At 57.5% G+C, this 13,762-nt stretch carries 12 protein-coding genes and 3 tRNA genes; 6 read left to right on the top strand and 9 right to left on the bottom strand.

Features of this window, described 5'->3' with window-relative positions:
- Positions 1 to 8 precede the first annotated feature (8 nt).
- Complete coding sequence (gene gcvA / locus ACMYSP_RS17295) at positions 9 to 926, bottom strand: glycine cleavage system transcriptional regulator GcvA (protein ID WP_123756690.1); 918 nt, start codon at positions 924 to 926, stop codon at positions 9 to 11.
- 498 nt (positions 927 to 1,424) lie between these two features.
- On the opposite strand from gcvA, the gene csdA reads away from it, so the two are divergent.
- Positions 1,425 to 2,630, top strand: coding sequence for a cysteine desulfurase CsdA (csdA, locus tag ACMYSP_RS17290; protein WP_434583269.1), 1,206 nt, complete (start codon positions 1,425 to 1,427; stop codon positions 2,628 to 2,630).
- Positions 2,630 to 3,058: a cysteine desulfurase sulfur acceptor subunit CsdE gene (gene csdE, locus ACMYSP_RS17285; protein ID WP_434583268.1), complete on the top strand. Its 429-nt coding sequence runs from the start codon at positions 2,630 to 2,632 to the stop codon at positions 3,056 to 3,058. Before csdA ends, csdE begins: the two co-directional genes overlap by 1 nt.
- Before the next feature lie 50 nt (positions 3,059 to 3,108).
- Here the strand turns inward: csdE and tcdA are convergent, their stop codons facing one another.
- Positions 3,109 to 3,915 carry a tRNA cyclic N6-threonylcarbamoyladenosine(37) synthase TcdA gene (gene tcdA, locus ACMYSP_RS17280; protein ID WP_434583267.1) on the bottom strand — a complete coding sequence of 269 codons (807 nt, stop codon included), beginning with the start codon at positions 3,913 to 3,915 and terminating at the stop codon, positions 3,109 to 3,111.
- Positions 3,916 to 4,023: 108 nt separating this feature from the next.
- Complete coding sequence (gene mltA, locus ACMYSP_RS17275) at positions 4,024 to 5,121, bottom strand: murein transglycosylase A (RefSeq protein WP_123756686.1); 1,098 nt, start codon at positions 5,119 to 5,121, stop codon at positions 4,024 to 4,026.
- Positions 5,122 to 5,336: 215 nt separating this feature from the next.
- On the opposite strand from mltA, the gene ACMYSP_RS17270 reads away from it, so the two are divergent.
- From ACMYSP_RS17270 to ACMYSP_RS17260, 3 genes are all read left to right on the top strand, one after another.
- Positions 5,337 to 5,413: transfer RNA gene (locus ACMYSP_RS17270), tRNA-Met, on the top strand.
- Between the two features lie 51 nt (positions 5,414 to 5,464).
- A tRNA-Met gene (locus ACMYSP_RS17265) sits at positions 5,465 to 5,541 on the top strand.
- Between the two features lie 46 nt (positions 5,542 to 5,587).
- Positions 5,588 to 5,664 (top strand) — tRNA-Met (locus ACMYSP_RS17260).
- A gap of 137 nt (positions 5,665 to 5,801) precedes the next feature.
- Here ACMYSP_RS17260 and cobS read toward each other — a convergent pair.
- From cobS to amiC, 6 genes are all read right to left on the bottom strand, one after another.
- The gene (gene cobS, locus ACMYSP_RS17255) at positions 5,802 to 6,545 is read right to left on the bottom strand and encodes an adenosylcobinamide-GDP ribazoletransferase (protein ID WP_434583266.1); all 744 of its coding nucleotides are present in this window, start codon (positions 6,543 to 6,545) and stop codon (positions 5,802 to 5,804) included.
- Positions 6,542 to 7,087: a bifunctional adenosylcobinamide kinase/adenosylcobinamide-phosphate guanylyltransferase gene (gene cobU, locus ACMYSP_RS17250; RefSeq protein WP_434583265.1), complete on the bottom strand. Its 546-nt coding sequence runs from the start codon at positions 7,085 to 7,087 to the stop codon at positions 6,542 to 6,544. Before cobU ends, cobS begins: the two co-directional genes overlap by 4 nt.
- A complete protein-coding gene (locus ACMYSP_RS17245) occupies positions 7,081 to 8,604 on the bottom strand; it encodes a cobyric acid synthase (RefSeq protein WP_434583263.1) in 1,524 nt (507 codons plus the stop codon). The genes cobU and ACMYSP_RS17245 overlap by 7 nt, the downstream gene beginning before the upstream one ends.
- 64 nt (positions 8,605 to 8,668) lie before the next feature.
- Positions 8,669 to 9,628: an adenosylcobinamide-phosphate synthase CbiB gene (gene cbiB / locus ACMYSP_RS17240; RefSeq protein WP_434583262.1), complete on the bottom strand. Its 960-nt coding sequence runs from the start codon at positions 9,626 to 9,628 to the stop codon at positions 8,669 to 8,671.
- A gap of 166 nt (positions 9,629 to 9,794) precedes the next feature.
- Positions 9,795 to 10,871: a threonine-phosphate decarboxylase CobD gene (cobD, locus tag ACMYSP_RS17235; protein ID WP_434583261.1), complete on the bottom strand. Its 1,077-nt coding sequence runs from the start codon at positions 10,869 to 10,871 to the stop codon at positions 9,795 to 9,797.
- Between the two features lie 18 nt (positions 10,872 to 10,889).
- Complete coding sequence (gene amiC / locus ACMYSP_RS17230) at positions 10,890 to 12,143, bottom strand: N-acetylmuramoyl-L-alanine amidase AmiC (RefSeq protein WP_426617428.1); 1,254 nt, start codon at positions 12,141 to 12,143, stop codon at positions 10,890 to 10,892.
- A gap of 226 nt (positions 12,144 to 12,369) precedes the next feature.
- Here amiC and argA point away from each other — a divergent pair, with 226 nt between their 5' ends.
- On the top strand, positions 12,370 to 13,701 hold the full coding sequence (gene argA / locus ACMYSP_RS17225) for an amino-acid N-acetyltransferase (RefSeq protein ID WP_123756679.1): 1,332 nt from the start codon (positions 12,370 to 12,372) through the stop codon (positions 13,699 to 13,701).
- Positions 13,702 to 13,762: the final 61 nt, after the last annotated feature.

Raw genomic sequence — 13,762 nt, 5'->3', positions numbered from 1 at the left:
ACAATCATCTATTGTTCGTAACGAAAACGAAATTTTTCTTGTTCGCTCGCCGCTTTCGCCAGAATCCACTGCCGGAAGGCGGCTATTTTACCCAGTTCAGCCTGACTGTCATGACAAACCAGATAAAAAGCATTCTTACTGACCAGGACATCATTAAACGGGCAGACCAGTCTTCCGGCTTCAATTTCGGACTGGGACATCACGTTATTCGCGAGCGCCACCCCTTGCCCGTGAATCGCCGCCTGCAGCACCATCGCGCTGTGGCTGAAAATAGGCCCCTGTTGCACATTAATATGGCTTAGACCTAGCTGGCGGGTATAAGTTTGCCAGTCACGACGGGAAGCATCGTGCAACAGCGTATGTTGCGCCAAATCGGCAGGCGTTTTCAATGCTCTGTCGCCGGTCAACAATGCCGGTGAGCACACGGGCAGCAGATATTCGGCGTACAGTTTTTCGACGCGTAGCCCCGGCCAGTTGCCCCGGCCATAGAAAATCGCCACGTCGACGTCATCCGCCAGCTTATCCTCCTGACGGTCCACCGCCTGGATCCTGACATCGATCCCCGGATAAGCTGAGTTAAAGCTTGACAGTCGCGGCACCAGCCACTGAATCGCAAAACTGGGCAGTAAACTGACCGTTAAGGCCCCTTTTGCACTGCGGGCCTGCAGTTTACGCGTCGCTTCGGTCAGTTGCGAAAAAATCTCTTTAATATCCTGAAAATAGCTCTGTCCTTCTTCCGTCAGCAGCAGCGAACGGTTGCGGCGTCGAAACAGCTTCAGCCCTAGAAAATCCTCTAGTGACTTGATTTGATGACTTACTGCGGCCTGGGTCACAAAAAGCTCATCGGCGGCGCGAGTGAAGCTTAAATGACGTGCGGCTGCATCAAAAACACGTAATGCATTCAGGGGGGGTAATCGCTTTGACATAGTTATTCTGGCTTAGATGTTAAGGCAATTTAACAAACAGGAAACAACAGTTAACCTATTAGTTTTTTTTATCTGAGACATTATAATTTGTCCGTTGAGGTTCTACCAGCAAATACCTATAGTGGCGGCACTTCCTGAGCCGGAACGAAGAGCTTTTTTTGGAATGCGTGTTCCAACAAGCTTTTGGCTTACGGTTGTGATGTTGTGTTGTTGTGTTTGCAATTGGTCTGTCTTTGCGGACCATGGTAGCTAAGCTACCCCTTTTCACTTCCTGTACATTTACCCTGTCTGTCCATAGTGATTTAATGTAGCACCGCAACAAGCGGTGCTTTTTTTTGCCTGTCCGTCACCACACGCTCACGTTTCCCCCCACTCTTCTTCTCTCCAGCCTTGCCCTGATGGCTAATTTGCGCGACGATCGTCGTATATCACCTAAATAATTCGAGTTTCCGTCTTCCTGCGACTTGAAGTATGAGGGGTGTAGCAACGAGGAGCTCCATGAACGCATTCAACCCTGCGCAATTTCGCGCCCAGTTTCCTGCGCTGGCCGATGCTGGCGTTTATCTTGATAGCGCTGCGACGGCGCTGAAGCCGCTTGCAGTGATCGACGCCAGCGACCAGTTTTATCGCCTTAGCGCAGGTAACGTGCATCGTAGTCAGTTTGCCGCCGCCCAGCGGCTGACCGAGCGCTATGAAGATGCCCGTGAACGCGTAGCAACGCTGCTCAACGCGCCATCCGCCAAAGACATCGTCTGGACCCGCGGCACCACAGAAGCCATTAATATGGTGGCGCAAAGCTATCTTCGCCCGCGCCTGAAGCCCGGCGATGAGATCATCGTCAGCGAGGCGGAGCATCATGCCAACCTGGTGCCCTGGCTGATGGTGGCAGAGCAGACCGGTGCGCGGATCGTTAAACTGCCGATCGGCGCCGATCGCCTACCGGATGTCACCCTGCTGCCTTCGTTGATCACCCCGCGCAGCCGGCTGCTGGCGATCGGTCAGATGTCCAACGTCACCGGCGGCTGTCCGGATCTGGCGCGCGCGATTCGTCACGCCCATGATGCCGGGATGGTAGTCATGGTTGACGGGGCGCAAGGCGCAGTTCATTTCCCCGCCGACGTACAGGCGCTGGATATCGATTTTTATGCTTTTTCGGGCCATAAACTGTATGGCCCGACCGGGATTGGCGTGCTCTATGGCAAAAGCGATCTCCTCGACGCCATGTCACCGTGGCTTGGCGGCGGCAAGATGATTTCGCAGGTGACCTTCGAAGGATTCACCACCCAGCCGGTGCCCTATCGCCTGGAGGCGGGTACGCCCAACGTCGCCGGGGTAATTGGCCTGAGTGCGGCGCTGGAGTGGCTGGAAGATTGCGATATCACCCAGGCCGAAAGCTGGAGTCGTAGCCTGGCGACGCTGGCCGAAGAGGCGTTGGCCAAACGACCAGGGTTCCGTTCGTTCCGCTGCCAGGATTCAAGCCTGCTGGCCTTTGATTTCGCCGGCGTACACCACAGCGATATGGTCACCCTGCTGGCAGAATCCGGTATTGCGTTACGCGCCGGGCAGCACTGCGCCCAACCGCTGCTGGCGGCACTGGGCGTCAGCGGTACCCTGCGGGCCTCGTTTGCCCCTTATAATACCCAGGACGACGTTTACGCGCTGGTTCACGCCGTTGACCGCGCCCTGGAAATACTGGTGGATTAATGACAGCTTCACATCCGTTCGGCACCGCCGTCACCGACGCAACATTACGGCAAACCTTCGTCCCGCTGACCCAGTGGGAGGATAAATACCGGCAGCTGATTTTACTCGGCAAAAAGCTTCCCGCGCTGAGCGACGAATTAAAAGCTCAGGCTCGGGAGATCACCGGCTGTGAGAACCGCGTCTGGCTGGGATATCAGGTGGTTGATGGCAGGATGCATTTCTTCGGTGACAGCGAAGGGCGTATCGTGCGTGGACTGCTGGCGGTGCTGCTGACCGCCGTCGAAGGCAAAAGCGCAGCCGAGCTGCTGGCGCAGGATCCGCTGGCGTTGTTTGATGAGCTGGGGCTTCGCGCTCAGCTGAGCGCTTCACGCAGCCAGGGGCTGTCGGCCCTCAGCGCTGCGGTGCTTGCCGCCGCCCGCGAGGTATAGCAACTGATTCCCCCGGCTGGCGCTGCGCCTGACCGGGGAAAGCAAAACGCTTATCCCTGACGTTCGGCCTTCGCCAGCATTTTCTTCAATGCATGGGATACGGCAACAAAACCAAAGGTGGCGGTCACCATCGTCGCCGCGCCAAAGCCGGAGGCGCAATCCATCCGTTTCGGGCCTTCGGCGGTGCTCTTCATGGCGCATACGCTGCCGTCGGCCTGCGGATAGACCAGCGCTTCGGTAGAGAAGACGCAATCAATCCCCAGCTTACCTTTGCTGTTTTTCACCACGCCAAACTGCCCTTTCAGCCGCTCACGCAGCTTTGCCGCCAGCGGATCCTGGATGGTTTTCGCCAGGTCAGCCACCTGAATCTGCGTCGGGTCGATTTGCCCACCCGCACCGCCGGTGGTCACCAGAGGCACTTTATAACGACGACACCAGGCAATCAGCGCTGCCTTGGGACGCACGCTATCGATGGCGTCAATCACGTAACTAAAACCGCCGCCCATATACTCAGCCACGTTTTCCGGCGTCACAAAATCGTCAATCACCGTGACCCGACATTCCGGGTTAATCAGGCGGATACGCTCGGCCATCACCTCGGCTTTCGCCAGCCCGACGTTGCCGCCCAGGGCGTGAATCTGCCGGTTAGTGTTGGTAACACAGACATCGTCCATGTCGATGAGGGTGATCGCGCCGATACCGGTCCGTGCCAGCGCTTCCGCCGCCCAAGAGCCAACGCCGCCAATGCCAACGACGCAGACGTGCGCCTGCGCAAAACACAGCAACGCTTTTTCACCATATAAACGCGCCGTACCGCCAAAACGCTGGCGCCAGGCATCGCTGATTACAACAGACATAAAACCTCAGAATAAGTGGAAAAACCCGGAGGGTGCCACAGGCGCCGTAGCGGGCTACCGTCGCCCCGGTACGCACAGCGGCGACCGGGGAACGAGGAAAAGGTGGCGTTAACCGCTAAAGACGTTGCCAGCGCCCGGTGCGTTCTTCAGCACCCATACGCGGCCATAGTGGTTATACCAACCGGCACGATGGCCAGCGTCCGCCCCGATGCCCTGATAAATATCGAAATGCTGTCCTTTAATTGCCCCGCCCACATCCAGAGCCACCATCAGACGCAGTTCGTACTGACCGTTAAACTTGCCGTTATTATCCAGCAGCGGCACTTCTGCCAGCAGGGTAGTTCCCGGCGGAATAATGCTGCGGTCAGAGGCCACCGACGCACGGCCAATCAACGGAACGGCGCTCGCCCCTTTCACCGGTGCGAAAGACTGCGGTTTAAAGAAGACGAACGACGGGTTCTGTTCGAGCAGTTCACGCACTTCCGCTTCGCTATGGGTTTCGCCCCATTCACGAATCGCCTGCATCGACATGTCTTCTTTCTTCACTTCGCCGCGGTCGATCAGCACTTTACCAATACTGCGGTACGACCAGCCGTTTTTGCCGGCATAGCTGAAGAAGTTCAGCGGCGAGCCGTCGCCAAAATCAATATAGCCGCTGCCCTGTACGTCCATAATAAAGTTGTCCATCAGCGAATTGCTGTAGGCCAGAATATAGGCGTCGCTCAGTCCACCGGCATAAATGCTGGCGCGGGACGGCAGCTTACCGCGCTTCGGTGGCATGCGATAAATCGGGTACTGGAATTCACCCTGGCGGGTATGGCGCGCCTGCACCACCGGGGTGTAGTAGCCGGTGAACTGCACGTTACCGTAGCTATCGGCACCCTGCATCTGCCAGGCGTCAATGCCGTACTGGCTTAAGGTGCGAGTATCACCACCGGCGCTTAGCCACTGCTGCAGCGCACTATAAACATTACTCTGGCTATTATAGAGGCGCGGCGAGGCACTGCGAATCTGCCTGACCTGCTCTGAGAAGTCACCGGCGTTAATGGGCGAACCCACCGCATCAGGCTGGTTAACCAACGAAAACGGCTGGGTTAACTTCCCTTCATTATACTGCTGGCCGCGATCGGTCGGTTTTGAGGAACAAGCGGCAAGCATTGCCATCATTGCCCCGGTCACTACATACTTTGCCCAACGTCCTTTCATGGTATCTCTTCTTTACGCTGCTTAGTCGCGGTTCGTGAGGAGGGAAGATAACAAACCCCCAGGGCTATTGAAATGCGCTAAAGCATCACAAATACAAATTTGAGCAAAAAACCAGCGAAAGGCGCTCTTTTATACATCAGTTATTACAAAATTGCTGTTTTAGATGAAAAAGGGTTGCATCAGAACGTTAGCGGAGTATAGTGCGCATCCACGGACGCGGGGTGGAGCAGCCTGGTAGCTCGTCGGGCTCATAACCCGAAGGTCGTCGGTTCAAATCCGGCCCCCGCAACCAATTAAAATCAGATAAGCAGTAAACTTTACTCGATGGAAGAGTAAAGACGGACGCGGGGTGGAGCAGCCTGGTAGCTCGTCGGGCTCATAACCCGAAGGTCGTCGGTTCAAATCCGGCCCCCGCAACCAATTTAAAATCTGATAAGCAATTTACTCGATGAAGAGTAAAGACGGACGCGGGGTGGAGCAGCCTGGTAGCTCGTCGGGCTCATAACCCGAAGGTCGTCGGTTCAAATCCGGCCCCCGCAACCAACACAATGAACACCCTGACGGGTGTTTTTTTGTTTCTGCGCCCCGCTCATCCTCACAGCCATCCAATAACTCTGATGTCAGATACGCCATCGCCACCCCATGCGGAGCGACCATGGCGCACGGTTACTCGTCCTGACTCACAGCAGCGCCAGCAGGAAAATCAGCTCACCCAGTTCTATCGCGGCTCCCAGCGTGTCGCCGGTTTGCCCGCCGAGAGTACGTTTCAATAATTGCCCAATGGCAAAAATCGCCACCATGGTGATCCCCAACGCTAAGACGCCCTGCATACCTGGCAGCAATATGGCCGCAAGAATGGCAGTCACGCCCAACGTCACGCAGGTTTGTTTACCGCTCACTTTGCCGATAAACACATTGCCCAGCCCCTCTTCACGGGCATAGCGATGGTGATACATCAGCAGTACGGCGACCCCTCGCCCCGCCGCACAGGCAGCCGCCAGCGCAGCCAGTACCGGCGCCCCGCGCAGCGCCAGTTCGCTAATCACCAGCACCTTTGCCAGCAGGACAAAAATCAGCGCCAGCCCGCCGTGGGTGCCCAACCGACTGTCACGCATGATCTCCAGCATCCGTTCCCGGCCACGGGCGGAAAACACCCCGTCGCAGGTGTCGGCCAGGCCATCGAGATGAAAACCACCGGTCAGCAGCGCCAGCGCCAGCACACAAAACAGCGCCGCCAGCGGCACACCGCACCACGACGCCACGGCCAGAAATACCAGCCCGCTCAGCCCACCCAGCAAGACCCCGACCAGCGGGAACATCACAATCCCGCGCACGTAGTTTTCGATCTCAAGCCCTTGCGACCAGCGTCCCGGTACCGGTAAACGGCTGATAAAAGAGAGCGTTGCCCAGAATAATTTGATCATTTAATTTTGACTCCAATACCTGATACTACCCACCAGACTTCATCCGCTGCTGACGCCAGACGCTGGTTGACCCGCCCGGCAATATCGCGGAAATGCCGGGCGAGACGATTTTCCGGGACAATCCCCATCCCCACCTCATTGGTGACCAGCACCACCGTCGACGGGCAACGCTGGCAGGCGGCGATCAGCGTGTGGATCTCGTCGTCTATCATCCGCTCCATCGCTGCAAAATCCCAGTTGTCCGGGGAGCTTTCGCCGCCATGAGCGAACAGCAGGTTAGTCACCATGGTGGTGATGCACTCCAGCAACACCGCTTCTTGCGGGTCGTTATACGGCGTAATCAGTTCATCGAGATGTTGCCAGCGCTCGGCGGTTCGCCAGTGCGCCGGTCGGCTATCGCGATGGTGCTGGATCCGCTCGGCCATTTCGTCATCAACAATCTGCGACGTCGCGAGATACAGAACCTGCGGCGAGTCGGCAATCAGCGCTTCGGCATGGCGACTCTTGCCGCTGCGGGCGCCGCCGGTAACCAGAATCAGCATGATGGCTCCTGATGCTGCTGCATAATGTGGTAAATTTTATCGATATCAATATGTTGGCGCATGGCGGCGGCCAGCACATCAAACTGCTGTGATTTGTATTGTGCGTAATGGACCGCCAGATCCAGCGCGTCCAGACCTTTACGCTCGCGCAGACCGTTGACCAGCGCACGAGTGAAATCATCGCTGTCGAACAGCCCGTGCAGATAGGTTCCCCATACCAGGCCATCGGGGGTTATTGCTCCGTCCGCAACCCGCTGGCCGTTTTTCTCCAGCGCCAGCACCGGCTGGCTGTCCCCGTGGAGTACCGTCTCCCCCATGTGGATTTCATAGCCGCGCACGCGCAGGCCGCCGGCCCCAGCCAGCCAGCCCGGTAGCGCGGACGACATCGTCGCCTCAACCTGGGTGGTAGTTTTATGCTGGGCAAACCGGGTCACGGTGTTAAGCAGACCCAGCCCGGGTAAGGTCTCCAGACCGGACTCGACGCCATCGACGATCGTCTCGCCCAGCATCTGATATCCCCCGCAGATCCCCAGGACAGGGATCTCCTGCTGATGCGCCTGCAGTACCGCCAGCGCCATCCCGCTTTCGCGCAGCCACAGCAGATCGCCCAGCGTATTTTTGCTGCCGGGCAGGATAACCAGATCGCAGCCCGCCAGCTCTTGTGGATAACGGACGTAGCGGACGCGGACATCCGGCTGCGCCGCCAGCGCGTTGAAATCGGTGAAGTTCGAGGTATGGGGTAGCTGAATGACCGCGATGTCTATCTCGCGCTGCGCGGTGCTCAGGTATTTGCCTTTCTGCAACGCGACGCTGTCTTCATCCTCCAGGTCGACCTCCAGCCACGGCAGTACGCCCAGCACGGGAACGCCGGTTAATGCTTCGATTTGTTCGATCCCGGAGTAGAGCAGCGCGATATCACCGCGGAATTTATTGATGATCACCCCTTTAACCCTGGCGCGCTCTTGCTCCTGCAGCAGCGCCAGAGTGCCATAGATGGCGGCAAACACCCCGCCGCGATCGATATCGGCCACGAGGATCACCGGACATTGCGCCATCTCCGCCATGCCCATGTTGACGATATCGCGGTCGCGCAGGTTAATCTCCGCCGGACTGCCAGCCCCTTCCAGAACCATGACATCGTACTCCTGCGCCAGGCTGCGATAGACCTCAAGGATCTGCTCGCGCAGGCGCGGTTTGTACTCGTGGTAGCTCACCGCGTCCATGTTGGTGGCCACTTTTCCCATCAGCACCACCTGGGCTTTGAGATCGCTGGTCGGTTTCAACAGTACCGGGTTCATGCGCACGTCCGGCGCAATGCCGGCCGCTTCGGCCTGGAAAATCTGCGCCCGCCCCATCTCTTTCCCGTCGGCGGTAATACCGGAGTTCAGGGCCATATTCTGCGATTTAAACGGTGCCGTGCGCAGGCCATCCTGATAAAAAATACGGCATAATCCGGCCACCAGCACGCTTTTGCCGACATCGGACGCCGTCCCCTGCAACATGATTGCCTGCTTCATAAGGCTTCCTCGCTCGCGTTTTCTCGCATGTCATTACCATCCATTTTGTGTTCTCTGCCGGCGCTCAGGCTGCACCTGTCCACAGATAGCGCAGCAGCATAAACAGCACCAGGGCTAAGGTCGAGGCGACCCACATCAGGCGAATGGTTCGGGGAATATCATCGACCGAAATATCGCGCACGGCGTCGCCAATCCACGGCTTTTCAACCCGCTCGCCAAAATAGTCATTCGGGCCACCGAGGCGAATTCCTAGTGCCCCCGCCACGCTGGCTTCTGACCATGCGCAATTGGGGCTACTGTGACAGTAGCGGTCGCGCCAGCCAATCCGCAGGGCGTGCGCGCCGTCATCGCGGCATAAAAACGCCGCGAGGCCGATCAGCAACCAGCTCAGGCGGGCGGGAATATAATTTGCGATGTCGTCGAGACGGGCGCTGACCATACCAATAGCACGGTATTTTTCATGCTTATACCCCACCATCGAGTCGAGGGTGTTCACCGCTTTGTAGGCCATCGCCAGCGGCACACCGCCCAGCAACAGGAAAAACAGCGGCGCAATAATGCCATCGACGGTGTTCTCGGCCACCGTTTCCACCACCGCGCGGTTAATCTGCTCAGGCTGCAGCTGCGAGGTATCGCGCCCGACAATCCAGGAGAGCTTTTCGCGGCTTTGCGCCAGATCGCCAGCGCGCAGCGGACGTTCGACCTCCCGGGCAGAGTCCGCAAGGCAACGACCGGCCAGCAGCGTAAAGATCAGCCACACTTCAATGCCCCAGCCCAGCCAGGGATGGATATGCCGGGCGACATTCAACACCGCCCAGCTCAGGCCCCAGGTCAGTCCGACGACGGCCAGCCACAGCAGCGCGCCGCCGATGCGCAGCGCGCGGTCGCTGCGACAATACCGACGTACGAGAGACTGAATAACGGTAATGAGATTGCCCATCCAGCGCACCGGATGCGGCCACCGCGGGGGATCGCCGATCAAAACATCGAGAACCCAGGCGACACACCAGGCCAGCAGCGTCATGGCTTACGCCTCGCGGTTGCCAGCCGGTGGATGAAAATGTATGGATGGAGTGTTACCGCCATACCCTGTTCCTGTTCAGAGTGGTCGCTGCGGGGAAGTGTTACCCCCTTCCCTGGCACCTGTTGGTGATAGTCAGCCCCGATGATAGAGGCATCAGGGGGCGCTATTATGCCATGATAGTGCGGAGCGCCGTAAGCAGGCGCTGATTCTCTTCCAGGCTGCGAATCGCCACACGATAATAACCCTCACCCAGGCCCGGATAGTTCGCGCAGCTGCGGATCAAAATATGCTGTTGCAGCAACGCCTGTTGCAGGTCCAGCCCCAGGAGATTGCAGCGTAAAAACAGATAGTTGGCCCGCCCCGGATAGACGGTCAGATCATCAAACTGGTTCAACGCCTGGTAAAAGCGTGCCCCCTCCTGCGCCAGCCATTGCCAGGTCGCCTGTTGATAAGCGCGATCCTTGAGGACGACCTCTCCGGCCAGCGCGGCAAAGGCATTGATCGACCAGGGCATCTGCTTCTCGCGCAGCCGGGCCACGGCTTGTTCATCGCTGTTCACCAGATAGCCCAGACGCAGGCCGGGAATGGCGTAAAACTTGGTGAGCGACCGCAGCACCCAGATATGCGGATTGTGCTGCAGGAAAGGGATAAAGCCCGGCTGGTCGGGAATAAAATCAAGAAATGCTTCGTCCAGAATCAGCGCAATACCGGCGGTCTGGCAACGGGCAGCAATGGCCTCCAGCAGCGGGCGATCCGGCAGCAGGCCGGTAGGATTATTGGGGGTACAAAGGAACAGACAGTCCAGATCTGGCGTCAGCACCTCAAGAATGGCCTCGCTCAGTTGCCAGCCATCTTCTTCACGCAGCGCATAGCTCCGGGGAACGCAATCAATCGCCAGCAGCGCGCGGCGATACTCCGCAAAACCGGGCGTCACCACCATCGCCGAACGCGGTTTCAGGCCGTTGACCAGCGTAAAAATGGACTCGGTTTCGCCATTGCCCGCGAGGATCCAGGCGGCGGGGATCTGGTGATGTTCGGCCAGTGCAAGATGCAGCTGCTGATAATCAAGATCGGGGTAATGCTGGGCGCACGCGAGGTTATCAATCAGCGCACGCCTGAGGCTTTCCGGCATGCCGGCCGGATTAATATTGGCGCTAAAATCCAGCAGCTGTTCCGCCGTAATCCCCAGCAGCGCTGCGGCCTCCCGGGTATTACCGCCATGCGCGCTCTTCAGTAGCGCCATTTCCTGCTCCCGTGTTGATTAACCACGTCTTGCCAGCGTTGCGCCATCGGCGAAGTAGGCTTTGATCCCCGCCAGAATGGACTCGGCAACCTGCTGCTGGAAGGTGGCGGTTTTCAGCTTACGCTCTTCTTCAACGTTACTGATAAACGCCGTTTCCACGAGGATCGACGGAATATCCGGCGCTTTCAGCACCGCAAAGCCCGCCTGCTCGACCTGGTTTTTATGCAGGTTATTCACCTTACCCATTTTTTGCAGCACCGCTTTCCCGAATTTCAGGCTATCGGCGATGGTCAGCGACTGCACCATATCGAACATCGTATGGTCGACGTAGCGATCGCCGCTCTTGCTCACGCCCCCCACGAGGTCAGAGGCGTTCTGGGTTTGCGCGAGATACTTCGCGGCGGTACTGGTCGCCCCTTTGGTCGACAGGGCAAAGACCGAAGACCCCCGCGGCTGCCGGCTGGTAAAGGCATCGGCGTGAATGGAGACGAACAGATCGGCGCGCTGTTTTTGCGCCTTGGCAACGCGCACCTTTAACGGAATGAAGACATCTTCATTGCGGGTCATGTAGGCCCGCATATTGCCCTCTTTTTCGATTAACGCCCGTAGCCGGCGGGCAATCTGCAGCACCACGTCTTTCTCGCGGGTATGGTATTTGCCTACCGCACCGGAGTCTTCGCCGCCGTGGCCCGGATCGAGCATGATCACAATCGGCCGATCGCGCCCGGCTTTCCCCGGCTTCGGGCCGCTCTCGGCAGGCGGCACCTGCCGTTCGAGATCGCCTTTGTTGTAATCTTCCAGCAAGGCCAGCAGGGGATCCTGAACATCGGTGGCGTTGGACGGATAGAGATCCATCACCAGACGCTCCTTAAAGCCGGCCACCGGCGCCAGGGCAAACAGTTGCGGTTTGACGTTTTGCTTCAGCTCAAACACCATCCGCACGGTCTGGGGATCAAATTGCCCGACGCGCGCGGATTTAATATAGGGATCGTCATCGCGGATGCTCCCCCCCATGCCTTTGAGCACGGAGTTCAGGTTCACCCCTTCCAGATCCACCACCAGCCGTTCCGGATTGCTCAAAGCAAACTGCCGGTATTTCAGCACATGATTAGATTCTACCGTCACGCGGGTATAGGTTGACGATGGCCAGACGCGGACGGCGACGACCTGTGCCGCCGCAGCGAAACCTATCGGGCTGACGCTCATTAACCACATCGCACCCGCCCCTTTTAACAGGCGACGGCGGCTTAATCCTGACTTGTATCCCGGCATGCCACTCCCAAGCAATAAAACGTACTGGTATTCAAAACAAACAGATTGACCAGAAACTTTAACCAAAGCGGCATAACCTGTCATCAATAAAAGGGTAAACAAACTTAGAGAACGCGGATTTGGCCACAGATTATTATCAATTTAGCCCTAAATTTAGGCTTGCGTTTAATCGCAAAACAGAATAAAAATACACTTATTACGAATAATCATGCATTGAGGGTTTGTCATGGTGAAGGAACGTCGCACCGAACTGGTAGAAGGATTCCGCCATTCAGTCCCCTATATTAACGCCCATCGGGGAAAAACGTTTGTCATCATGCTTGGCGGTGAAGCGATTGAGCATGAAAATTTCTCCAGCATAGTCAATGATATTGGTCTGTTACACAGCCTGGGCATCCGCCTGGTTGTGGTCTATGGCGCCCGTCCGCAGATTGACGCTAACCTGTCGGAGCACCGTCACGAACCGGTCTACCATAAACAGACTCGCGTAACCGACGCCAAAACCCTCGAACTGGTGAAGCAGGCTGCCGGTATGCTGCAGCTGGAAATTACCGCGCGCCTGTCGATGAGCCTGAACAATACCCCGTTACAGGGCGCCCATATTAACGTGGTCAGCGGCAACTTTATTATCGCCCAGCCGCTGGGCGTTGATGACGGCGTTGATTATTGCCATAGCGGGCGCATCCGCCGCATCGATGAAGAAGCTATCCATCGCCAGTTGGATAACGGCGCCATCGTCCTGATGGGACCGGTTGCCGTTTCGGTGACCGGCGAAAGCTTCAATCTGACCTCGGAAGAGATCGCCACCCAACTGGCGATTAAGCTGAAAGCCGAAAAAATGATTGGTTTCTGCTCCTCTCAAGGCGTTTACAACCAGGATGGCGAGATTGTTCCCGAGCTCTTCCCAAACGAAGCCCAGGTTCGGGTGGAAGAGCTGGAAGCGGAAGAAGATTACAACTCCGGCACGGTGCGTTTTCTGCGTGGCGCAGTGAAAGCCTGTCGTAGCGGCGTCCGTCGCTGCCACCTGATCAGCTATCAGGAAGATGGCGCACTGTTGCAGGAACTGTTCTCACGCGACGGCATCGGGACCCAGATCGTGATGGAGAGTGCGGAGCAGATTCGCCGCGCCACCATTAACGATATCGGCGGGATCCTCGAACTGATTAGCCCGCTGGAGCAACAGGGGATTCTGGTGCGCCGCTCCCGCGAGCAGCTGGAAATGGAGATCGATAAGTTCACCATTATTCAGCGCGATAACACCACCATTGCCTGTGCCGCACTTTATCCGTTCCCGGAAGAGAAAATCGGTGAAATGGCCTGCGTGGCGGTGCATCCGGATTACCGCAGTTCATCCCGCGGTGAAGTGCTGCTAAACCGGATTGCCACCCAGGCGAAGCAGATGGGGCTGAGCAAACTGTTTGTTCTCACCACCCGCAGCATTCACTGGTTCCAGGAGCGCGGCTTCACGCCAGTGGATATCGACCTGCTGCCGGAAAGTAAGAAAGAGATGTACAACTATCAGCGCCGTTCAAAAGTGATGATGGCCGACCTCGGCTAAAGCGACCAGCCCGGATAGCGGCGTAAACGCCTTATCCGGGCTGCTGCCGTCCGTCGCCCGC

The organism is Klebsiella sp. R390, from assembly GCF_051131745.1.
Taxonomy (GTDB): domain Bacteria; phylum Pseudomonadota; class Gammaproteobacteria; order Enterobacterales; family Enterobacteriaceae; genus Klebsiella.
Note: the sequence above shows the minus strand (reverse complement) of the source record. Positions and strands in the feature narration are given on the sequence as shown.